The following is a 21,955-nucleotide window of genomic DNA, read 5'->3' as shown; positions in this document are numbered from 1 at the left end:
GGCGAACGGAGTGAGGGAGGCGGCGCCGATGGCGCGATTCGGTGATGGCCTGGCCCTCGGACCCGATCTGTCCAGCGCCGCCGCGGCGGCGGTAGAGCAGGCGCTCGCGCCGCTGAGCGCGGCGCCCGACCTGGTGTGCGTGTTCGTCACGGGCGACGACCCGGACCAGATCGAGGCCGCGGCGCAGGCGGCGCAGCACGCGGCCGGGGCGGCGCTGCTGCTGGGGTGCAGCGCGTCCGGTGTGATCGGGGCCGGGCGCGGAGTGGAGGAGCGGGGCGCGGTGAGCGCGTGGGCGGCGGTGCTGCCCGGCGCGCGGATCGACGCGTTCCGGCTGGAGACGCTGAAGGGCGACGACCGGCTCATCGTGGTGGGGATGCCGGAGGCCCAGGACGACGACGTGGTCGGCGTGCTGCTGGCCGACCCGTCCAGCTTCCCCGTGGACGCGTTCGTGGAGCGTTCGGACGACGCGCTGCCGGGGCTGCCGCTGGTCGGCGGGCTGGCCGAGGGCAGCGGGCTCGGCGAGACCGGGCTCGGCGAGGCCCGGCTGTTCGTCGGCGGCGAGGTGTACCGGGACGGCGCGGTCGGCGTGGTGATCGGCGGGGCCGTCGCCGCCGCCACGGTGGTCAGCCAGGGGGCCCGCCCGATCGGCCCGGACATGGTGGTGACCAGGGCCGAGGAGAACGTCCTGTACGAGCTGGCGGGCGTGCCGGCGCTGGAGAAGCTGGAGCAGATCGTCCTCGGGCTTCCTGAGGAGGAGCAGGAGCTCGCCGGGCGCGGGCTGCTGATCGGGGTCGCGATGGACGAGTACGCCGACGAGCACGAGCACGGCGACTTCCTCGTCCGCGGCGTGGTGGGGGCCGACACCGACACCGGCGCCATCGCGATCGGCGACGTGGTGGACGTGGGGCGCACCGTCCGGTTCCAGGTCCGGGACGCGGGCGCCGCCGAGGAGGACCTCACCGCGCTGCTGGAGCGGTTCGACCTCGCGCCGGTCGAGGGCGCGCTGCTGTTCTCCTGCAACGGCCGCGGCCAGGCGATGTTCCCCGACTCCGACCACGACGCCAAGGTGCTGGACCGCGCCTTCGGCCCGGCCGGGGTCGGCGGCTTCTTCGCGGCCGGGGAGATCGGCCCGGTCGCGGGGCGCAACCACGTGCACGGCTTCACCGCCTCGATCCTCGCGTTCGGCCGGGCCGAGGAGGCCGTTTGAGCGCCGTGCTCGCGGTGGACATCGGCGGGACGAAGCTCGCCGCCGCGCTGGTCGAGCCCGACGGGCGGGTCACCGCCCAGGACCGGGCCCCCACCCCGAACGCGCCGGGCGTGGACGGCGAGGAGCTGTGGCGGGCGCTGGAGGCGCTGCTCGGCTCGCTCGTCGCCGCCGCCGGCGATCCGCCCCTCGCGGGCGTCGGCGTGGGCTGCGGAGGGCCGATGACCTGGCCCGCCGCCGAGGTGTCCCCGCTGAACATCCCGGCGTGGCGGGGCTTCCCGCTGCGCGAGCGGCTCCGGGCCCGGTATCCGGGGCTGCCCGTCCGCATCCACAACGACGCGATCTGCGTCGCGATCGGGGAGCACTGGCTCGGCGCGGGGCGGGGGCACGACAACGTCCTCGGCATGGTGGTGTCCACTGGCGTCGGCGGCGGGCTCATCCTGGGCGGGCGGCTGGTGAACGGCGCGAGCGGCAACGCCGGGCACATCGGGCACGTCATCGTCGAGCCCGGCGGGCCGCCCTGCGGGTGCGGCGGTCGCGGCTGCCTGGAGGCGGTCGCCCGCGGGCCGGGGCTGGTCGCGTGGGCGCGCGAGCAGGGCTGGCGGCCCGGGAGCGTCTACGCCACCGGCGTGGAGCTGACCGAGGACGCCCGTCGCGGGGACCCGGTCGCGTGCGCGGCGATGCGCCGCGCGGGCCGCGCCCTCGGCATCGCGATCGCGTCCGCGACGCACCTGTGCGATCTGGAGGTCGCGGCGATCGGCGGCGGCCTGTCGCAGGCGGGGCCGCTGCTCTTCGACCCCCTGGAGGAGGCGTTCGGCGAGCACGCCAGGATGGAGTTCGCGCGCCGCCTGCGGATCGTCCCGGCGGAGCTCGGGCAGACCGCCGGGCTCGTCGGCGCCGCGGCCCTGGTCTACGCCCAAGATCGTTACTGGAGTGCGGGGTAGGGCTGGCGTGCGAGGATGACTCAATGAGCGAAGCGAGCCGGGGGGTGTGGGGGGTCGCCCCCTCACAGGGGAACATGAGCAGAACTGGTCTGACCTCCGTCGGCGTCGACGACGTCCGCGCCGCCCGGGAGCTGCTGAGCGGGGTGGCCGTGCCCACGCCGCTGATCCCCTCCCGGGTGCTGTCGGAGCAGATCGGCGGGCCCGTCCTGCTGAAGTGCGAGAACCTGCAGCGCACCGGCTCCTTCAAGATCCGCGGCGCGTACGTGCGGATCGCCCGGCTGAGCGAGGAGGAGCGGGCGGGCGGCGTGGTCGCGGCGAGCGCGGGCAACCACGCGCAGGGCGTCGCGCTGGCCGCCTCGATGCTCGGCTGCAAGGCCACCGTGTTCATGCCGGTCGGCGCGCCGCTGCCGAAGATCGCCGCGACCCGGGGCTACGGCGCCGAGGTCGTCTTCCCGGGGCCGACCGTGGACGAGTGCCTCGTCGCCGCGCAGGAGTACGCGGACGAGTGCGGCGCGGTGTTCATCCACCCGTTCGACCATCCCGACGTCGTCGCGGGCCAGGCCACGATCGGCCTGGAGGTCATGGAGCAGTGCCCGGAGGCCCGGACGATCGTGTCGCCGGTGGGCGGCGGCGGGCTGCTGGCCGGGACCGCGGCGGCGGTGAAGGGGCTGGCGAAGGAGACCGGCGGCGGCGACGTCAAGCTCGTCGGCGCGCAGGCCAAGCGGGCCGCGGCGTTCCCGCCGTCGCTCGCGGCCGGCAAGCCCACCCAGATCGAGATCGAGCGCACGATGGCGGACGGTATCGCGGTCGGCCGCCCCGGCGAGCTGACCTACGCCATGTTCACCGAACTGGTGGACGCCGTCGTCACGGTGAGCGAGGAGTCGATCTCCCAGGCGCTCCTGCTCTGCCTCGAACGCGCCAAGCAGGTCGTCGAGCCCGCGGGGGCGGCGGGCGTGGCGGCGCTGCTGGAGCACGCGTACGCCGTCGAGCCGCCCGTCGTGGTGCTGCTGTCGGGCGGCAACATCGACCCGCTGCTGCTGTCGAAGGTGCTGCGGCACGGCCTCGCGGGCGCCGGGCGGTACCTCGTGGTCCGCTGCCGCCTGAAGGACCGTCCGGGCGCCCTGGTGACCCTGCTGAGCGAGCTGGCCGAACTGGGCGTCAACGTCCTGGACGTCATGCACGAGCGCATGGCGGCGCGCCTCCATGTCGAGGAGGCCGAGGTGCTCATGCACCTGGAGACCCGCGGGGCCGACCATTCCGAGGACGTCATAGGCCGCCTGCGCGAAAAGGGCTACACCCTCACGCTGAGCTAGCCTGCGTGTCAACAGTCCCGGCCCACTTCGCTCGCCTGGCGGCTCGCTACGTGACCGTGCCTGGGCGAACGCGGCATCGCTTCGCGATCTGCCCGGTTCCGCTCGCCTCCGGCTTCGCTCCACCGGCCAGGTCACGCGTTCGCGTGCGTGGCCGGGGCCAGTTCGAGACAGGCCCCGGCTGCACGGCCGGCTCGGCGTGAGGGTGGGGCCCTACAGGGCGGGCTTGCCCTCGGAGTAGAGCCACGCCTTCGCCCACGAGTCCAGGTCCTTGCCGGAGAGCTTCTCGGCGAAGCGGACGAAGTTGCCCGTGGAGGCGTTGCCGTACCGGTACGCCGCCGGCCACGCCTTCAGCAGCCGGAGGAACGCCTTCTCGCCGATCTTCGTGCGCAGCACGTGGACGGCCATGGCGCCGCGGTCGTAGACGAGCCCGTCGAAGATGTGGTCGCGGCCCGGGTCGGCGACCTTGCCCGTCCACAGGTCGTCGCTCGCGGGCGTGGCGTAGGTCTCGTCGAACAGCGCCTGGACGCTCTTGCCGCCGTGCGCCGCGCTGTACATCCACTCGGAGTACGTCGCGAAACCCTCGTTCAGCCAGATGTCGGCCCACTTCTTCGGGGACACCGAGTCGCCGAACCACTGGTGGCCCAGCTCGTGCGCGAGGAGGCTGGTGCTCGGGATCGCGCCCGGGCGGCGGCCCAGGTCGTAGACGGGACGGCCCTGCGTCTCCAGCGCGTAGCCGACCCCGGCCTTGACGACGATCCCGCCCGTCGAGGTGAACGGGTAGCGGCCGTAGAGGGCGTTCTGGAAGTCCGTGACCTCGGCGGTCTGCTCGTGGAACTTCTTCGCGTCCTCGGCCTTGACGGCCATGGCCTGGTCGGTCGCGGTCAGGTTGGGGATGCCCGCCTTGGTCCGCCCGCTGACGACGTCGTACCGGCCGATCGCGATCATTGCGAGCTCGCTGGCCATCGGGTTGCGGACGTCCCAGCGGGTGGTCGTCCAGCCGCCCGCGGTCCGCTTGGCGCGCAGGTCGCCGTTGGCGAGCGTGGTGAGGCCGCTCGGGGCCGACAGCGTGTAGGTGTAGGTCGCCTTGTCGGTCGGGTGGTCGTTGACCGGGTAGACGGCGGCCGCGCCGAACGGCTGGTTGAGCATCACCGCGCCGTCGTTGGTCGCCACCCAGCCGGACGTGCCGAGAGTGTCGTCGTCGATCCGCTGCGGAACGCCGGAGTACGCCACGGTGACCGTGAAGGTGCGGCGGTCCCGGATCCCCTTGCGCGGGGTGATGACCAGTTCCTGGGCGCCCGTCCGGGTGTAGGACGCGGCCCGGCCGTCCACCTTCAGCGAGGAGATCTTCAGCGGGCCGAGGAAGTCCAGGTCGAAGCGGGACAGGTTCTGCGTCGCCCGCGCCGTCACGCGGGTCACCGCCTGGATCCCCTTCGTCGCGGGGTCGTACTTCAGGCCGATGTCGTAGTGGGCGACGTCGTAGCCGCCGTTGCCCATGTCGGGGAAGTAGGGGTCGCCCGCGCCGGGCGCGCCGGGCGTGAACCGCTCTGCGGCGCCCGCGGGCGCGGCGGTCACCGCGAGGCTCGCCGCGACGCCCAGCGTCACGGCGGCCAGCGCTCTGGGGGTTCTGCTCATCAAGCTCGTCCTCGGTAGCCTCGGTGAAACGTGATAACCGCGCTCAAAGACTTTCTCGTGAACCGGGTCCGCACAAGCGCGATTTGATATCGAATCTGCCTTTGACGTGAGGTTTTTGTGGCCGGATCCGGCTTCGGGTCACCAAGTCCGCGGTTTGGTATCCGCGCGGAGCCATGCCTGGAACAGAGTCGTGAGCCTTTGGCCCGACACCCGCTCGGCCAGCGAGGCGAACTGCGCCGTCGTGGCGGTGGAGTGGCGGTGCTCGGCCGTCCAGGTCCGCAGGATCGTGAAGAACGCCCTGTCGCCGACCCGGTTCCGGAGCGCCTGCAAGGTCATCGCGCCCCGGATGTAGACGGAGTAGCCGAACATCTTCGCGGCCCCGGGCGCGCCCGGCGGCGGCCGGAAGACCGGCGAACCCGCGGCCCGCGCGTAGTACCGCTTGAAGATCTTCTGGGCGGAGTCCTTGCCGGTGCGCTCGCGCCACAGCCACTCGGCGTAGGTCGCGAAGCCCTCGTTGAGCCAGATGTCGCTCCAGTCGCACAGCCCGACGCTGTCGCCGAACCACTGGTGGGCCATCTCGTGGACGACGAAGCCCTCGTCCGGCGCGAACCCGCCGTAGAGCGGGCGCTCCTGCGTCTCCAGGGCGTAGCCGAGCTTCGGGTCGTCGACGATGCCGCCCGCGGTCGCGAACGGGTACGGGCCGAAGAGCGGCGCCGCCCACCTCAGCACCTGGGCGGTGGTGCTCTCCAGCCGCTTCGCCGACGACCGGAACGCGGGGTCCACCGCCGTGATGACCGGGACGCCGGCCGCCTCGGTGCGCCGCACCTCGAACCGTCCGATGGCGACGGTGGCCAGGTAGCTCGCCATCGGCGCGTCCTCGGTCCACTCGTAGGTGGTGGCCGCGGCGCCGGCGCGGACGGGGCCGGGCCGCCCGTTCGCCACGGCGCGCAGGCCCTTCGGGACCGTGATGCGGAACGCGTACGTGGCCTTGTCGCTGGGGTGGTCGTTCACCGGCAGCCAGCTGGACGCGCCGTCCGGCTGGGAGGCCACGACGGCGCCGTCCCTGCTCGGCGTCCAGCCGTAGGTGCCGAATGTCCGGTCCCGGACCGGCTGCGGCCTGCCCGCGTACCGGACGGTGGTCCGGAACGTCCGCCCGGCGCTGATCGGCTCGGCGGGCGTGACCACGAGCTCCCGGCCGGCGCGTCGGTGGCCCGCCTCCCGGCCGTCCACCGAGACGGCGGTGATCCGCGGACCGCGGAAGTCGAGGTCGAACGCGGAGAGGTCCTGCGCGGCGGTCGCGGTGACCGTCACCGTCGCTTCGACCGCTCCCGTCCTGACGCCCGCGTAGGCCAGCGCGACGTCGTAGTGGGCGACGTCGTAGCCGCCGTTGCCCGCGTCCTTGATGTAGGAGTCGCCCAGGCCGGCCGCTCCCGGCGAGGGCGTGCCGCGGTCACCGGGCCGCGCGCCAGGCCGGGAGGGCTGTGGACAAGCCGCGACCGCGCGCAGCCCCGCCGAGGCGGCCGGATCACCGGCCTCCTCGGCCCCCTTGGACGCGGACGCGGAGGCGGCGCCGGGCGACCCGGCCAGGATCGCGACGGCCAAGGCCGCGGTCGTTCGCCGAGATGGCCCCTTCACCAAGCCGATGGTGGCGGCGCGCCCGCCTCGCCGGTCTGGCGGCCCGCCGGGCTTTCCCCCGTCCTTGCCGGACGTTCACCTGCGGCGGACCTGGGTCACCCGGTCATTTGGCGGGACGGCCCTTCTTGAACAGCCAGTCGTCGAAGAACGCGTCGAGCTTCTTGCCCGACACCCGGTTCGCCGTCTCGACGAACTGCTTCGTCGTGCCGCCGGAGTGCCGGTGCTCCTTCGTCCAGGTCTTGAGGATCTTGTAGAAGACGTCCTCGCCGACCCGGCCGCGCAGCGCGACCAGCGTCATGCCGCCCCGGTCGTACACCGACCGGCCGAACATCTGCTTGCGGCCGGGGTTGCCGGGCGGGACGTCCCACAGCTCCCGTCCGCCGATGCCGCTGTAGGCCTCGTCGAAGTGCTCCTGCACGCTCTGGCCGCCGGTCTTCTCGTCCCACAGCCACTCGGCGTAGGTCGCGAAGCCCTCGTTCAGCCAGATGTCCTGCCAGCGCGTCACGCTGACGCTGTCGCCGAACCACTGGTGGGCCAGCTCGTGCGCGACGATGGTCGGCTGGAGCCCGAACGCCCCGTACACCGGCCGCGTCTGCGTCTCCAGCGCGAAGCCGACGTCCGCGTCGTCGATCAGACCGCCGGTCGAGGAGAACGGGTACGGGCCGAACAGCTTGGACCACTCGTCGATGACCTGGCCGTTCAGCTGGTGGAACTGGTCGACGCTCACGCCGGCGGTCGACGCGTCCACGGCGGTGATGTTGGGGATGCCGCCCGCCGTCTTGCCCGTCCGCACCGCGAACCGGCCGACGTCGACCGTCGCCAGGTAGGTGGCCATCGGGTCCTTGACCCGCCACTTCGAGGTCGTCGTGGCGCTGGCCTCGGCGCGGTGGGCGACCGGCACGACCCCCGGCCCGTCCGTCGGCTCGGTGCCCGGCGGCTCGGTGGGCGGACCGCCCGGCAGGCCCGGCGGGGTTCCGGTCGCCCCGCCGCCCGAGTCCTGCGGCGGCGTGTCCGGCTCGCCGTTGGCGATCGCCGTCAGGCCCTGCGGGACGGTGATCTCGAAGTCGAAGGTGGCCTTGTCGCTCGGATGGTCGTTGCTGGGGAACCACGTGTGCGCGCCGCTCGGCTGGCACGCCACGAAGACGCCGTCGGACGTGCGGATCCAGCCGTACCGGCCGAGCACCGGGTCCGACACCGGCCGCGGCGTCCCCGAGTAGGCGACCACCGTGGTGAAGGTGCTGCCCTTCTCCAGGGGCTTGGCGGGCGTCACCTCCAGCTCGCCGCCGCCGCGCTGCTGCCGCGCGGGCGCGCCGTCCACCTTGATGGAGGACACGTCCAGGCCGGTGAGGTCGAGGTTGAACCGGGCGAGCTTCGCGGTCGCCTTCGCGGTGATCGTCGCGACGCCGTCGAGCTGCTTCGGGCCGTCCGGCGTGATGGTCAGCTTCAGCCCGTAGTGCTGGACGTCGTAGCCGCCGTTGCCGTTGCCCGGCACGTAGTCGTCGCCCGCGGTCGTCGGCCCCGCCGGGCCGTTCACCACCGGTCCCTTGGGCGGTCCGGACTCGCCCGGGTTGCCGAACGGGGCCTGGCAGGCTGCGGTCAGCGACCCCGCGACGGCGAGGGCCGCCAGCCCTGCCGCGCCGCGGAACGCGGTGCCGCGGACGGCCCTTGGGCCGGTACGACGGGGGCTGGGGGAGTTTCCGGCCATATGCACGCCGTCCAGCCTGCCCGGACGGGACCCCGCCCGGCAACTCGGACGGCCGCCGGAACCCCGCCGGCGCGGGCGCTCTCAGCGACCGGCGTACGGATTCGCCCGGTACGGATCGGCCTTGACGACGACCGTCTGCGCCACCTTGCAGTGCAGCGCCTGCTTGCGCTGGTCCCAGAGGATCCACGCGATGTCGATCAGGCCGATGCAGCCGCAGATGCCGCCGAGCACGCTGTAGAACGCGGAGCGCCCCGCGGCCTGGCCATTGGTGATCGCCTGGCCGTCGTCGGCCCGGACCACCCGCGTCCGCGCCAGCATCTTGCCGAGCGTCTGCCCCCATTTGGCGTGCATCAGCCAGAAGTAGAAGAACGCCAGCACGACGCTGATCGCGTTCGTCCCCACCCGGGCGCCGTCGTACATGGTGGTGCCGGGCTCGGGATTGACGACGTTGTTCCAGTTGACGAACGGGATCGAGATCAGGCCCGTCACGATGCCGATGATGATGAGGTCGACGAGGCCCCCGCCCAGCCGCGCCCAGCGGCTCGCGAGCTCCGCCGGCGGATGCGCGTACCCGCCCGCGCCCTGCCCCGGATACTGCTGCCCGTATCCCGGCTGGGCGCCGTACTGCCCGCCGTAGGGCTGCTGCTGCCACTGCCCCTGCTCACCGTAAGGCGGCTGACCGTACGGCTGCTGCCCGCCGTACGGCTGCTGCTCGCCGTAAGGCTGCTGACCGCCGGGCGGCTGCTGGCCCCACTGCTGCTGCTCGCCATAGGCCTGCCGCTCGCCATAGGGCGGCTGCTCGCCATAGGGCTGCTGACCGCCGGGCGGCTGCTCGCCGTAGGGCCGCTGCTGCCCTCCCGGTGGCGGCCACTCTCCGTACGGCTGCTGCTCTCCGTGCGGAGGCTGCTCGCCTTGTGGATGCTGCTCGCCGTAAGGCGGTTGCTCCCCGTAGGGCTGCCGGCCGCCATAGGGCTGCTGCCCTTCGGGTGGCTGTTGCCCCCACTGCTGCTGCTCCCCGTAGGGCTGTTGACCGCCGGGTGGCTGCTGCTCGCCATAGGGCTGCTGCTGTCCGCCGTACTGTTGCCGTCCGCCCGGCGGCGGCCATTCCCCGTACGGCTGCGGCTCTTCGTGCGGGGGCTGCTCTCCGTAGGGCGGTCGTCGGTCCTGGGGTTCCTCCCCGTACGGCTGCCCGCCGCCGTAGGGGCCCGGCCGGTCGGGCTGCTCCCGGTCCTCGTGCGGCCGGTCGTCCTCCGGCTCTCGCCCGGACGCGGGGTCGTGCGGCGGTTGCGTCATGCCGAGAGGGTCGCCGCGTCGCCGCAGGTCAACCCTGCCGCGCCCGGGTGGAGCCGGAATGTTTACGTGCGCATGGCAGGCCCTTGCCGGGACGCGTTCACGACCCGGACCGGTCGCGGGCGTAGGGGTTCGGCGTCCATGGCGTCACCTTCACCACGATCGTCTTGACCGCCTTGTCGTGCAGCGCCTGGCGCCGGTCGTCCCACAGGATCCAGGCGTTGTCGAGGAGGCCGAGGAGGCCGAGGATCGCGCCGCCGGCCAAGAGGAGGTTCAGTGCGCCCGTCGCCACGCCGATGCCGTAGACGATCGCCTGTCGTCCGAGCGCCTGGCCCCAGCTCACCGCCGACCTGTCGTCGGCCCGCACGAGCCGGATGCCGAACGCCTTCTTGCCCAGGGTCTGGCCCCACCGGGCGTGCAGGACGGTGAAGTACACGAAGCCCAGCAGGACAACGATCCCGTATCCGACGAGGAGGCGAGGGATGTTGTAGAGGTCCAGCGGGTTCGTGACCGGCTCGCCGGACTCGATGGAGTCGCGCATCCGGTCCCAGCGGATCGAGAACAGGACGGCCGGCACCGTCCCGATGCTGAGGACGACGCTGTCGATGATCCCGGCGCCGAGCCGAGCCGCGCGTCCGGCGACCGCGTCCTGCGTGCCGCCTCCGAAGCCGGGGTGGGGGACGCCGGGCGGGCCGTAGCCCGGAACCGGTGGCGCCTGCGGCAGGGCGCCGGGGTGGCCGTATCCGGCCATGGGAGCGGCCTGGGCGGGCGGCCCGCCGTACGAGCCCTGGTACGGCGGCGGGCGCTCGGGCGAGACGGGCGCCTCCTCCTGCGCCTCCTCCCGCGGCCGGTCCGGGGGCTGCCAGCCGCTGTCCGGCTTCGGGGTGTCCTGGGGTGGTTCGCTCATGGCCCCACAGTGTGCCCGGTACAGGAGGTCACGGCGTCGCCACGGTGACGACCGGCCCCGGACGCGGGCGCGTCCGGGGCCGAGTCCCCCGAGCCTTCAGGCGCCGCGGCGGGGGCGCCGCCGCGGCCTCACGGGTGCCGGGGTGTCACAGGGGTCAGAGCGTCACAGGTTGCCGCGGCGCTCCTGCTCCCGCTCGATCGCCTCGAACAGCGCCTTGAAGTTGCCCTTGCCGAAGCCGAGCGAGCCGTGCCGCTCGATCAGTTCGAAGAACACGGTCGGACGGTCCTGGACGGGCTTGGTGAAGATCTGCAGCAGGTAGCCGTCCTCGTCCCGGTCGACCAGGATCCGGCGCTTCTGCAGCTCCTCGATGGGGACCCGCACCTGGCCGATGCGCTCGCGCAGCTCGGGGTCCTCGTAGTAGGAGTCGGGGCTCTCCAGGAACTCCACGCCCGCGGCCCGCATCCGGTCGACCGAGGCCAGGATGTCGTTGGTGGCGAGCGCGATGTGCTGCACGCCCGGCCCGCCGTAGAACTCCAGGTACTCGTCGATCTGCGACTTGCGCTTGCTCTCCGCGGGCTCGTTCAGGGGGAACTTCACCTTGCGGGTGCCGTCCGCGACCACCTTGGACATCAGCGCCGAGTACTCGGTCGCGATGTCGTCGCCGACGAACTCCGCCATGTCGGTGAAGCCCATGACCCGGTGGTAGAACTCGGCCCACTCGTCCATGCGCTCGACGTTGCCGACGCAGTGGTCGATCGCCTGGAAGAACCGCTTCTCCACCGGCTCCACGATGGGGTCGGCGGGCTCGAACCCCGGCAGGTAGGGGCCGGTGTAGTTCGAGCGGTCGACCAGCGTGTGCCGGGTCTCGCCGTAGGTGGCGATCGCCGCGACCGTCACCTTGCCGTACTCGTCCTCCAGGACGTGCGGCTCCTCCAGGCCGGTGGCGCCCTTCGCGAGCGCGTGCCGGTAGGCGTGCTCGACGTCGGGCACCTCGATCGAGAGGTCCACCACTCCGTCGCCGTGCTCGGCGATGTGCCGTCCGAGCTCGGTGCCCGCCTTCACCGGGCCGCGGAACACGAACCGGGCGCCGCCCGACTCCAGCACGTGCACCGCCTCGTCCGGGCTGCCGTTCTCCGGGCCCCGGTAGGCGACCCGGCGCATGCCGAACGCGGTCGAGTAGTAGTGGGCGGCCTGTTTGGCGTTGCCGACGGCGAAGACGACGGCGTCCATACCCTTGACCGGAAACTCATCCATACCACCCAATCTCGACATGTGCCTGCAAGGTGCGCAAGAGCGGGCTGAAATACTGGACAATCTGTACAGCGTATCCGCGTTCGGACCGGTCGCTCTGTACATGGTGACCACGACCACAGGAGGGTGCCGTGCCGATCGACGAACTGGACGGCCGGCTGATCGAGCTGTTCGCCGCCGAACCCCGGGTCGGCGTCCTGGAGGCGTCCCGGCGGCTCGGGGTCGCGCGCGGGACCGTCCAGGCCCGGCTGGACCGGCTCGCGCGGGACGGCGTCATCGCCGGCCACGGCCCGGAGATCGACCCGGCCGCGCTCGGCTACGGGGTGACGGCCTTCGTCACGCTGCAGCTGCGGCAGGCGGGCGGCCACGACCCGGTGGCGGCCCGGCTCGCCCAGGTGCCCGAGGTGATCGAGGCCCACACCATCACCGGCGGCGGCGACATGCTGTGCCGCATCGTCGCCCGCAGCAACACCGACCTCCAGCGCGTCATCGACGTCATCGTGGACGTCGCGGGCGTGGAGCGCGCCTCGTCGGTCATCTCCCTCGCCAACCAGATCCCCTACCGAACCCTGCCCCTGGTGCGCGCGGTGGCCGGGCAGTCCAGGGGCGGGCCGTCCGAGGGCGGGACGCCGGGCGGCGCGCCCCGGGGACGGGTGCCGGGGTGAGGGCGCGCAAGCAAGGACCGCCGGGCGGAATCCGCCCGGCGGTCTTCACCTCCGCAGTGCCGAAGCCGGCGGCTACGCGCCGCCGTAGGGGGTGGCGTCGAGGATCTCCACGGTCATGGAACGGCCGTTGGGGAGGTTGTAGGTGGCCTTGTCGCCGACCTTCTTGCCGTCGATCGCGGAACCGAGCGGCGACTTGGGCGAGTACACGTCGATGGGAGCGCCGACCTCCTCGCGGGAGGCGAGCAGGAACGTCACCTCCTCGTCGTCGCCCTCGAACGAGACCGTGACGGTCATGCCCGGCCCGACCACGCCCTCGGTGCGCGGCGCCTCGCCGACGCGGGCGTTCTCCAGGATGCCCTGGAGCTGGAGGATCCGGCCCTCGATCTTGCCCTGCTCCTCCTTGGCCGCGTGGTAGCCGCCGTTCTCGCGCAGGTCGCCCTCCTCCCGCGCCGCCTCGATCTTCTGAGCGATCTCGATGCGGCCCGGGCCCGACAGGTGGTCCAGCTCAGCCTTGAGCCGGTCGTACGCCTCCTGGGTCAGCCAGGTGACGTTGTCAGCGCGGGTCTCGGTCACGGGTACTCCTCATCCACATGGTGCGATCGGTCCACCCCCGCGGGCGGGCGTCACATCGACATGAAGTGCGGCTGGGTGAAACCTCAAGCCTATCCGGTGTGTGCGGGTAAAGGTTCCCTGAACTCGGCGTCCGCAATCCGCCAATCGTGTCCCGCCACTCACCGGCCGTAAAGGCCTGCCGTCAGCGGCAGGCGGGTCAGACCTTGCGGCAGTCGCGGATCCTCGCCCCGGTGGCCCGCCGCGGCGTCTGGAGCGTCTCCGTCCCCTTGACGCTGGACGTCCCGGGCGGCACGGAGACCTCCTTCTGCGCGAGCACGGCGAAGGCGGTGTCGTAGGCGTCCACCGTGCAGCGCACGTCGTCGCCCTTCCCCTTGGCCACCGTGTAGTTGAGCTCGACCGACGTGTCGGTGATGTCGTAGGTGACCGTCTGCGACACGATTCCGGGCGTCTGCCCCGTGTGCGCGGCGAGGATGCCGAAGCCGGCCGCCCCCAGCGCCGTCAGGAGGCCGATGACCGCCAGCCCGAGCCGGCTCCGCCGGGACGCGGCCGGAGCCTCTGCTTTCGACACGCTCGTCGTCATGGCGGGAATCCTCGTGCGGGGTGCGGACGTTGTCAGGGACAATTCATTCTCGTCTGTCATGGCGCGTGCCTCGAACCGGGGCCCGCTCAACAGTCCGGAGAGGGAGACCCCCAGTGTCCGAGGTCATCGACGGTACGTCCGACGCCATGGGCGGTGCGGCGCTCGAACGGCCCTGCGGCCGCGACGAGCCCCTGCGGCTCATGGCGGTGCACGCGCACCCCGACGACGAGTCCAGCAAGGGCGCGGCCACGATGGCCCGCTACGTCGCCGAAGGAGTCGAGGTCCTCGTCGTCACCTGCACCGGCGGTGAGCGCGGCGACATCCTGAACCCGGCGATGGACCGGCCCGAGATCAAGGCCGACATCGGCAAGGTCCGCGAGGAGGAGATGGCGCGGGCCCGCGAGATCCTCGGCGTCGGGCAGCGCTGGCTGGGATTCGTCGACTCCGGCTTCCCCGAGGGCGACCCGCTGCCCCCGCTGCCGGAGGGCTGCTTCGCGCTGGAGCCGCTGGAGACCGCCGCCGAGCCGCTGGTGCGCGCGGTCCGCGAGTTCCGCCCGCACGTGATGCTCACCTACGACGAGAACGGCGGCTACCCCCATCCCGACCACGTGAAGTGCCACGAGGTGTCGGTGGAGGCGTTCGAGGCCGCGGGCGACCCGGAGCGCTACCCCGACGCCGGCGACCCCTGGCAGCCGCTGAAGCTCTACTACCACATGACCTTCAGCAAGGAGCGCATCCTCGCCCTGCACTCCGCGATGGAGAAGGCCGGCCTGGAGTCGCCCTACGGCGACTGGCTGAAGCGCTTCGAGGAGGAGGGCGACCAGCGCGCCAGGTGGGAGGTCACCACCCGCGTCCCCTGCGCCGACCACTTCGAGACCAGGGACCAGGCCCTGCTCGCCCACGCCACGCAGATCGACCCGAACGGGTTCTGGTTCGTCGTCCCGCTCGACGTCCAGCGCGCGGCATGGCCGACCGAGGACTACCATTTGGCCAGGTCCCTGGTCGACACGGAACTGCCGGAGGACGACCTGTTCGCCGGCGTCCGGGAGAAGGTGTGCTTGTGATGCCAGCCGTCTACGCCATGCCGCTGAACGACGACACGGTCACCCCCGGCGTCCTCGGCTTCGTGGTGTTCCTCGTGCTGCTGGCCGCGACGGTCTTCCTGATCCGCTCGATGGGCAAGCAGATGAAGAAGATCCAGGCGCCCCGCGAGGCGGATCTCCGGCAGCAGGAGTGGGAGCGGGCCGAGGCGGCGAAGGAGGCCAAGGCCGCGGCGGCGGCCAAGCCCTCCGACGACGACGCCTGACCCGGCCCCGACCCGGCCCCGCGCCGGTTGGACGCCGCCGCGCCGGGGAGGACCCTCGGTGTGCGCGCGAACTCCGATGACGCCGACCGCGGTCTCCCGCCCGCGGAGGCTCGCCGTGCCCTCGACCGCCATCTCGCCGGCGCCGTCATCGGTGAGGGCGAGATGGCGGCCGAGGGGCTGGCCCTGCTGGAGGGGGAACGCTGGGCGGAGGCCGCCGAGACGCTGGAGGAGGCCCTGCGCCTCGCCGAGCGCGAGGGGGACGCCCACACGGTCCTGGCGGCGCGCCACGACCTCGCCCGGGCGCTGATCGGCAGCGGCGACCTCGACCGCGCGATCGGGCTGCTCGGCCCGCTGCCGGACGAGTTCGCCGCCCTGCCGGAGCCCGACGAGCGCGCCCGCGCCCGCGCGCTGGAGAGCCTCGGCGAGGCCCACCTGCGCGCGCACCGCCCCGTCGCGGCCATCAACTTCTTCGGCCAGGCCCTGGAGATCCTGCGCGGGCTGGACGCGGTCGCCGGGCAGGCCGCCATGTTCGTCCGCATAGCCGACGCCGCCCGCCTCCGCGGCGACGCCGCGGCCGAGCGCGCCGCCCTCGACCGCGCCGCCGAACTGATCCGCCCCGCCTGATCGGCCCGGCCCGGAGCGCCCTAGATCTTGCCGTGGTCCCAGCTGACGATCCGGTCGGGCTCCATGACGATGAGGACGCGCTTGGACAGCGCCTGCTCGATGCCCTCGGCGATCACCGGGTCGACCGGCTCGCCCAGCTTCGGGACGGGCAGGCCCGCCATGCGGGAGCCGACGACCATGCCGACCTTGGACCGGGGCTCGGGGTCCTCGATGACGAGGCCCCGCCCGTACAGGGCGACGCCGCGCAGTTCGCTGTACTCGACGCCGTCCTCGACCAGGCACGTCATGGTGGGGTCGCGGCGCAGGTTGATCACCTTCTGCGACGACTTGTACGTGGTGAAGGCGATCTTGCCCTCGTACAGCGTGTAGAACATCGTCACCAGATGGGGCTCGCCGTCCTTGCCGACGGTCGCGACCTGCACCTTGAAGTTGGCGGCCAGGTAGTCCGCCACTTCCTCCGGCGACATCTTGATCTTGTCGCGCTTGCTACCGGCCAACGGGCCCTCCCAGGATCGTCTGCATCGCGCACAGAATAACCAAGCGCTTGCCCGCCTCATCGCCCGGCACCATGGGGGGATGTCCGTGCGCGATCTCACCGTCCTCGGCTCCGCCAGCGCGGTGCCCACCAGGACCCGCAACCACAACGGCTACCTGCTGCGCTGGGACGGGCAGGGCGTCCTGTTCGACCCGGGGGAGGGCACGCAGCGGCAGATGACGCACGCGGGCCTCTCCGCGAACGACGTGAACTGGATCTGCGTGACGCACTTCCACGGCGACCACTGCCTCGGCGTGCCGGGCATCGTCCAGCGGATCGCCCGCGACGGCGTCGCGCACCCGGTGGACGCGGCGTTCCCGGCGAGCGGCCGGCTCTACTGGGAGCGGCTGCGGAACGCGGCCGTCTTCCGGGACACCGACGTCGTCCGCGAGCGCCCGGTGTCGGGGGAGCGGATGGCGCTCGACACCGGTGACGCCCCTTTCAGCCTGGTCGCCCGGCGGCTGTCCCACCCGGTGGAGGCGTACGGGTACCGGCTGGAGGAGCCCGACGGCGTGACGATGCTGCCGGACGAGCTCGCCGCGCGCGGCGTCCGGGGGCCGCTGATCCGCCGCCTCCAGGAGGACGGGCGGGTCACCACGCCCGACGGCCGCACCGTCACGCTGGCCGAGTGCAGCGTGACCCGTCCCGGGCAGAAGGCCGCGTTCGTCATGGACACCCGGCTCTGCGACGGCGTACGGGAACTGGCCGACGGGGTGGACATGCTCGTCATCGAGTCCACGTTCCTGCACGAGGACGCCGGGCTGGCCGCCGAGTACGGGCACCTGACCGCCGCCCAGGCGGGCGAGGTGGCGGCGGAGGCGGGTGTCCGCCGCCTCGTCCTGACCCACTTCTCCGAGCGGTACCCCGCCGCCGACGAGCACCGCTTCCTGGCCGAGGCGGCCGCCGCGTTCGGCGGCGACATCACCCTGGTCCACGACCTGGACCGCATTCCGCTGCCGCCGCGCCGTCTGACGGGCCGGGATGCCGGGCAGGACCCAGGGCATGGCTGACGAAGTCGATGTCGTGGTGATCGGTCTCGGGCCCGGGGGAGAGGACGCCGCGGGGCGGCTCGCCGAGGCGGGCCTCTCGGTCGTCGGCGTGGAGTCGCGGCTGGTCGGCGGGGAGTGCCCGTACTACGCCTGCGTCCCCACCAAGATGATGGTGCGCGCCGCGGGCCTGGTCGCCGAGGCCGAGCGCGTCCCCGGCATGGCGGGCGAGGCGTCCGTCCGGCCCGACTGGGGGCCGGTGGCCGCCAGGATCCGCGACGAGGCGACCGACTCGTGGGACGACAAGGCCGCCGCCGACCGCCTCACCGGCAAGGGCGTGCGCCTGGTGCGCGGCGAGGGCCGCATCACCGCACCCCACGAGGTCACCGCCGGCGGCCAGGTCTTCCACGCCCGCCGCGGCATCGTGCTCAACACCGGCACTTCTCCCACGGCCCCGCCGGTCGACGGTCTCGCGGACACCCCCTACTGGACGAACCGCGAAGCCGTCCAGGCCACCGAGGCCCCCGAGTCGCTCCTCGTCCTCGGCGGCGGCGTGGTCGGCGTGGAGATGGCGCAGGTCTTCTCCCGCTTCGGCAGCCGCGTCACCATCGTCGAGGCGGCGGACCGCCTTCTCATCAACGACGAGCCGGAGTCGAGCGCCCTGCTGCGCGAGGTCTTCGAACGCGAGGGCATCGGTGTGCGCACCGGCGTGAACGTCAGCCGCGTCGCCCACGACGGAGCCGAGTTCACGATGCGGCTCGGCGACGGGGAGCTCGCCGCCGACCGCCTCCTCGTCGCGACCGGCCGCCGCCCGAACCTGAAGGGGCTCGGTCTCGGCGCCGTCGGCCTGGACGAGAACGCCCGCCGGATCGCCGTGGACGGCCGCATGCGCGCCGCCGACGGCGTGTGGGCGATCGGCGACATCACCGGCATGGGCGCGTTCACGCACGTCTCCATGTACCAGGCGGCCGTCGCCGTCCGGGACGTCCTCGGCGAGGAGGGGCCGCCCGCGGCCTACCGCGCCGTGCCCCGCGTCACCTTCACCGATCCCGAGATCGCGTCGGTCGGCCTCACCGAGGCCCAGGCCCGCGACCAGAACCTTCCCGTCCGCACGGCGGTGGCGCCGATCCCGGAGTCGACCCGCGGCTGGATCCACAAGGCCGGCAACGACGGCTTCATCAAGCTCGTGGAGGACACCGAGTGGGGCACGCTGGTCGGCGCCACTGCGGCGGGCCCGTCAGGCGGGGAGGTCCTCGGCTTCCTGGCCGTGGCGGTCCACACCGAGACCCCGACCGCCGCCCTCCGCGAGATGATCTACGCCTACCCCACCTTCCACCGCGCCGTCGAGTCCGCGCTCGCCGGCCTCGCCGCGCGGGCGCGGGGGGAGTGAGGCGGCGGCCGGATCGGGCAGGATCGGGGGCATGAACCGGCTCAAGGACGCGACCAGCCCGTACCTGCTCCAGCACGCCGGGAACCCGGTGGAGTGGTGGGAATGGAGCGACGAGGCGTTCGCCGAGGCGCGGCGGCGCGACGTCCCCGTCCTGCTCTCCGTCGGATACGCCGCCTGCCACTGGTGCCACGTGATGGCCCACGAGTCCTTCGAGGACGGCGAGACGGCCCGGGCCATGAACGAGCTGTTCGTGAACGTCAAGGTCGACCGGGAGGAGCGGCCGGACATCGACGCCGTCTACATGGAGGCGACCCAGGCCATGACGGGCCAGGGCGGCTGGCCGATGACGGTGTTCATGACTCCGGAGGGGCACCCGTTCTACTGCGGGACGTACTTCCCGCGAGCGCAGTTCCGGGCGCTGTTGCAGGCCGTCCACAAGGCGTGGACGGAGCAGCGCGACGACGTCGCCCGGCAGGGGCAGCAGGTCGTCGACGCCCTGACCTCGCGCGGGTCCGGCCTCGGCGGGTCGGAGGCGCCCGGCGACCGGGTGCTCGCGCACGCGGTGAAGGTGCTCGCGCGCTCCTACGACGCGGCGCGCGGCGGGTTCGGGGGCGCCCCGAAGTTCCCGCCGTCGATGGTCCTGGAGTTCCTGCTGCGCCATCACGCGCGCACGGGCGACGAGGAGTCGCTGGCGATGGCGTCCGGCACGCTGGAGGCGATGGCCCGCGGGGGCATGTACGACCAGCTCGGCGGCGGGTTCGCGCGGTACTCGGTCGACGCGGGATGGGTCGTCCCGCACTTCGAGAAGATGCTCTACGACAACGCCCTGCTGGCGCGGGTCTACGCGCACTGGTGGCGGCTGACGGGGAACCCGTCCGCGCGGCGGGTCGCCCTGGAGACGTGCGACTGGATGCTGCGCGACCTGCGCACCGACCAGGGCGGGCTCGCGTCGGCGCTGGACGCCGACAGCGAGGGCGTCGAGGGCAAGTACTACGTGTGGACGCCCGAGCAGTTGCGGGAGGTGCTCGGGGACGAGGACGGCGCGTTCGCCGAGCGCCTGTTCGAGGTGACCGGGACGTTCGAGCACGGCGCGTCCGTCCTGCAGCTCCTGAGCGACCCCGATGACGTCGAGCGGTACGAGCGCGTGCGGACCGCGCTGCTGGCGGCGCGCGCGCAGCGGATCCCTCCGGCGCGGGACGACAAGGTGGTGGCGGCGTGGAACGGGCTCGCCGTCGCGGCGCTGGCCGAGTGCGGCGCGCTGTTCGACCGGCCGGATCTCGTCCGGGCGGCCGAGGAGGTCGTGCGGCTGCTGGGGGAGGTCCACCTCCGGGACGGGCGGCTGGCGCGCACGTCCAAGGACGGGGCGGCCGGGGCGAACGCCGGCGTCCTGGAGGACTACGCCGACGTGGCCGAGGGCCTGCTCGCCCTGCACGCGGTCACCGGCGACCCGCACCACGTGCGGCTGGCCGGCGAACTGCTGAACACCGTCCTCGAACGGTTCGCCGACGGGTCCGGCGGCTTCTACGACACGGCCGACGACGCCGAGCGGCTGTTCCGGCGCCCCCAGGACCCGACCGACAACGCGACGCCGTCGGGGCAGTTCGCGGCGGCCGGGGCGCTGCTGTCGTTCGCCGCGCTGACCGGGTCCGACTGGCACCGGCAGGCGGCGGAGGACGCGCTGGCGCCGGCGGGCACGCTCGCCGACGAGCACGCGCGGTTCGCGGGCTGGGGCCTCGCGGTCGCGGAGGCGCGCGCGGCGGGCCCGGTCGAGATCGCGGTGATCGGCGATCCGGAGGACGTGCGCACCCGCGCGCTGCACCGCACGGCCCTCATGGCCGTCGCGCCGGGCGCGGTGGTGAGCGTCGGCCCGCCGGACGCCGAGGGCGTTCCCCTGCTGGAGGGGCGGGGACTGGTGGAGGGAGAGCCGGCGGCGTACGTCTGCCGCGGGTTCGTCTGCCGGCTGCCCGTCACGACCCAGGCGGACCTGAACCGCGAACTACGTGGGCAATTGGACTGACGATCCACTTTATGGCAACGTGACCTTGATCTCAGCCGGGCAGGCTGTTACTACTGAGTAACTGGAACGTGCCTGACCCAATGGAGCCGAGCGGACGAGGCTGACCGGTGGCGCCCCGGGTATCTGGACGGTGGCCGACCATCTGAGTCATAGTCGTGTCCTGTGCGCGGTCAGGGACCCGGCGCGAGGCGACATCGAGGGAGTGTGCCAGTGGGCAAGCCGAACCGCCGGATCCTTCCGACGATCATCGGCGTCTCCGTGCTGACGACGCTCGCGGCCAACGTCGCCGTCCTCGTCGCGCACGACGACGGCCCGCCGGACCGGCCGCGCGGCGAGCAGCGCGCCCGCTTCGTCGCCGCCTCCGGCAGCACCGGCCTGTCGCCCGGCGCGGTCGCGCCGCTCGGCAGGCGGCTCACCCCGCACGTCCTCGTGGCGGCCCCTTCCACGCTCTCGCCGGAGTTCGTCCAGAAGATCCGCGGCGCCAAGGGCGTGAAGGGCGTCGAGGTCGTGGACGCGGTGCAGGGCATGGTCGCGGGCAAGCGCGTCGGCCTGATGGGCGTCGACCCGTCCACGTTCCGCAACTACACCCCGAAGCCGACCGCCAAGTCGGACGCCCTCTGGCGCAACGTGGCCTCCGGCGACGTCGCCATCTCGTTCACGATGGGCAGCGACGGCGGCGTCAAGCTCGGCACCCAGGTGCCCGTCGGCGGCAAGCAGCACCAGTCGCAGCTGCGGGTGGGCGCGTACGCGACGATGGGCATCAGCGACGTCGACGCGGTCATCTCGCACACCACCGCGCAGGCCCTCGGGATGCCGACCGGCAACGCCATGCTGATCAGTGTCCCGAAGACCGCGCCGAAGACGTTCATCAAGAAGCTGCGCAAGGTGCTGCCGAAGCACGCCAAGGCCGTCGCGGTCAACCCGGAGATCGACTTCCCACGGGCCGGGAACGTGCCGGTCGCGGGCGGCCAGGTCATGACGGCGAGCCAGGTCCGCACGGTGATCAAGGCGGCCTACACCCGGCTCGGCTGGCCGTACGTGTGGGGCGGCGAGTCCGAGGCCGAGGGCGGCTACGACTGCTCCGGCCTGATGCAGTACGCGTTCGCCAGGGCGGGCATCCGGCTCCCGCGCGTCGCCGCCGACCAGGCCCGCGCCGGCTGGGTCGTCCCCTACAGCAAGGCCGAGCCGGGCGACATGCTCATCTGGGCCAACGACCCGACCGCGCCCGGCTACATCTCCCACATCGCCCTCTACCTGGGCCAGGGCAAGATGCTGGCGGCCCCGCGGACCGGCACCGTGGTGCAGGTGCAGAACGTCTACACCCGCAACATGCGCGGCGCCGTCCGAGTCAGCCCCCGAATGGCCGCCTCCCTGGCCCGCTGACCCGCGCAGCGGGCC

Annotated in this window: 20 protein-coding genes; 11 read left to right on the top strand and 9 right to left on the bottom strand. The window is 72.9% G+C overall.

Annotation, left to right across the window (positions count from 1 at the left end):
• Positions 1-28: 28 nt before the first annotated feature.
• The 3 genes from ABWI07_RS07585 (at position 29) to ilvA (ending at position 3,461) form a co-directional block, all read left to right on the top strand.
• Positions 29-1,207 (top strand): FIST signal transduction protein, encoded by a 1,179-nt coding sequence (locus ABWI07_RS07585; RefSeq protein ID WP_149260935.1) that lies wholly within the window; start codon positions 29-31, stop codon positions 1,205-1,207.
• A gap of 5 nt (positions 1,208-1,212) precedes the next feature.
• A complete protein-coding gene (locus ABWI07_RS07580) occupies positions 1,213-2,148 on the top strand; it encodes an ROK family protein (RefSeq protein ID WP_353818169.1) in 936 nt (311 codons plus the stop codon).
• A gap of 74 nt (positions 2,149-2,222) precedes the next feature.
• Positions 2,223-3,461 carry a threonine ammonia-lyase gene (gene ilvA, locus ABWI07_RS07575; RefSeq protein WP_235036984.1) on the top strand — a complete coding sequence of 413 codons (1,239 nt, stop codon included), beginning with the start codon at positions 2,223-2,225 and terminating at the stop codon, positions 3,459-3,461.
• 210 nt (positions 3,462-3,671) lie between these two features.
• On the opposite strand, the gene ABWI07_RS07570 is transcribed toward ilvA, so the two are convergent.
• The 6 genes from ABWI07_RS07570 to hppD form a co-directional block, all read right to left on the bottom strand.
• Positions 3,672-5,093, bottom strand: coding sequence for a M1 family metallopeptidase (locus tag ABWI07_RS07570; protein ID WP_353818026.1), 1,422 nt, complete (start codon positions 5,091-5,093; stop codon positions 3,672-3,674).
• 138 nt (positions 5,094-5,231) lie between these two features.
• The gene (locus ABWI07_RS07565) at positions 5,232-6,695 is read right to left on the bottom strand and encodes a M1 family metallopeptidase (protein WP_353818025.1); all 1,464 of its coding nucleotides are present in this window, start codon (positions 6,693-6,695) and stop codon (positions 5,232-5,234) included.
• A 136-nt stretch (positions 6,696-6,831) separates the two neighbouring features.
• Positions 6,832-8,433: a M1 family metallopeptidase gene (locus tag ABWI07_RS07560; RefSeq protein WP_353818168.1), complete on the bottom strand. Its 1,602-nt coding sequence runs from the start codon at positions 8,431-8,433 to the stop codon at positions 6,832-6,834.
• Positions 8,434-8,514: 81 nt separating this feature from the next.
• Positions 8,515-9,726 (bottom strand): RDD family protein, encoded by a 1,212-nt coding sequence (locus ABWI07_RS07555; RefSeq protein ID WP_353818024.1) that lies wholly within the window; start codon positions 9,724-9,726, stop codon positions 8,515-8,517.
• A 97-nt stretch (positions 9,727-9,823) separates the two neighbouring features.
• Complete coding sequence (locus ABWI07_RS07550; protein WP_149260930.1) at positions 9,824-10,630, bottom strand: RDD family protein; 807 nt, start codon at positions 10,628-10,630, stop codon at positions 9,824-9,826.
• A 162-nt stretch (positions 10,631-10,792) separates the two neighbouring features.
• Positions 10,793-11,884 (bottom strand): 4-hydroxyphenylpyruvate dioxygenase, encoded by a 1,092-nt coding sequence (gene hppD / locus ABWI07_RS07545; RefSeq protein WP_200842031.1) that lies wholly within the window; start codon positions 11,882-11,884, stop codon positions 10,793-10,795.
• A 128-nt stretch (positions 11,885-12,012) separates the two neighbouring features.
• On the opposite strand from hppD, the gene ABWI07_RS07540 reads away from it, so the two are divergent.
• Positions 12,013-12,546, top strand: a complete 534-nt coding sequence (locus ABWI07_RS07540; protein WP_149260928.1) for an Lrp/AsnC family transcriptional regulator — start codon at positions 12,013-12,015, stop codon at positions 12,544-12,546.
• A 72-nt stretch (positions 12,547-12,618) separates the two neighbouring features.
• On the opposite strand, the gene greA is transcribed toward ABWI07_RS07540, so the two are convergent.
• Entirely contained in the window at positions 12,619-13,119 is a 501-nt protein-coding gene (gene greA, locus ABWI07_RS07535; RefSeq protein WP_149260927.1) for a transcription elongation factor GreA, read from the bottom strand.
• 196 nt (positions 13,120-13,315) lie between these two features.
• A complete protein-coding gene (locus ABWI07_RS07530) occupies positions 13,316-13,699 on the bottom strand; it encodes a DUF4307 domain-containing protein (RefSeq protein ID WP_149260926.1) in 384 nt (127 codons plus the stop codon).
• A 146-nt stretch (positions 13,700-13,845) separates the two neighbouring features.
• On the opposite strand from ABWI07_RS07530, the gene mca reads away from it, so the two are divergent.
• The 3 genes from mca to ABWI07_RS07515 are packed head-to-tail and all read left to right on the top strand — an operon-like array spanning position 13,846 to position 15,629.
• Complete coding sequence (gene mca, locus ABWI07_RS07525) at positions 13,846-14,763, top strand: mycothiol conjugate amidase Mca (RefSeq protein WP_149261231.1); 918 nt, start codon at positions 13,846-13,848, stop codon at positions 14,761-14,763.
• Positions 14,763-15,005: a hypothetical protein gene (locus tag ABWI07_RS07520; RefSeq protein ID WP_235036982.1), complete on the top strand. Its 243-nt coding sequence runs from the start codon at positions 14,763-14,765 to the stop codon at positions 15,003-15,005. Before mca ends, ABWI07_RS07520 begins: the two co-directional genes overlap by 1 nt.
• A gap of 60 nt (positions 15,006-15,065) precedes the next feature.
• Positions 15,066-15,629: a tetratricopeptide repeat protein gene (locus ABWI07_RS07515; RefSeq protein ID WP_149260924.1), complete on the top strand. Its 564-nt coding sequence runs from the start codon at positions 15,066-15,068 to the stop codon at positions 15,627-15,629.
• Positions 15,630-15,649: 20 nt separating this feature from the next.
• Here the strand turns inward: ABWI07_RS07515 and ABWI07_RS07510 are convergent, their stop codons facing one another.
• Positions 15,650-16,126, bottom strand: coding sequence for a pyridoxamine 5'-phosphate oxidase family protein (locus ABWI07_RS07510; RefSeq protein ID WP_353818023.1), 477 nt, complete (start codon positions 16,124-16,126; stop codon positions 15,650-15,652).
• A gap of 79 nt (positions 16,127-16,205) precedes the next feature.
• Here ABWI07_RS07510 and ABWI07_RS07505 point away from each other — a divergent pair, with 79 nt between their 5' ends.
• The 4 genes from ABWI07_RS07505 to ABWI07_RS07490 all read left to right on the top strand — a co-directional run bounded on the left by ABWI07_RS07505 (position 16,206) and on the right by ABWI07_RS07490 (position 21,940).
• On the top strand, positions 16,206-17,174 hold the full coding sequence (locus ABWI07_RS07505) for a ribonuclease Z (protein ID WP_353818022.1): 969 nt from the start codon (positions 16,206-16,208) through the stop codon (positions 17,172-17,174).
• Entirely contained in the window at positions 17,167-18,540 is a 1,374-nt protein-coding gene (locus ABWI07_RS07500) for a dihydrolipoyl dehydrogenase family protein (RefSeq protein WP_353818021.1), read from the top strand. Before ABWI07_RS07505 ends, ABWI07_RS07500 begins: the two co-directional genes overlap by 8 nt.
• Before the next feature lie 31 nt (positions 18,541-18,571).
• On the top strand, positions 18,572-20,557 hold the full coding sequence (locus ABWI07_RS07495) for a thioredoxin domain-containing protein (RefSeq protein WP_353818020.1): 1,986 nt from the start codon (positions 18,572-18,574) through the stop codon (positions 20,555-20,557).
• A gap of 210 nt (positions 20,558-20,767) precedes the next feature.
• On the top strand, positions 20,768-21,940 hold the full coding sequence (locus ABWI07_RS07490; protein WP_353818019.1) for a C40 family peptidase: 1,173 nt from the start codon (positions 20,768-20,770) through the stop codon (positions 21,938-21,940).
• Positions 21,941-21,955: the final 15 nt, after the last annotated feature.

The sequence above is a fragment of the Actinomadura sp. NPDC000600 genome (assembly GCF_040492135.1).
GTDB lineage: Bacteria > Actinomycetota > Actinomycetes > Streptosporangiales > Streptosporangiaceae > Spirillospora.
Note: the sequence above shows the minus strand (reverse complement) of the source record. Positions and strands in the feature narration are given on the sequence as shown.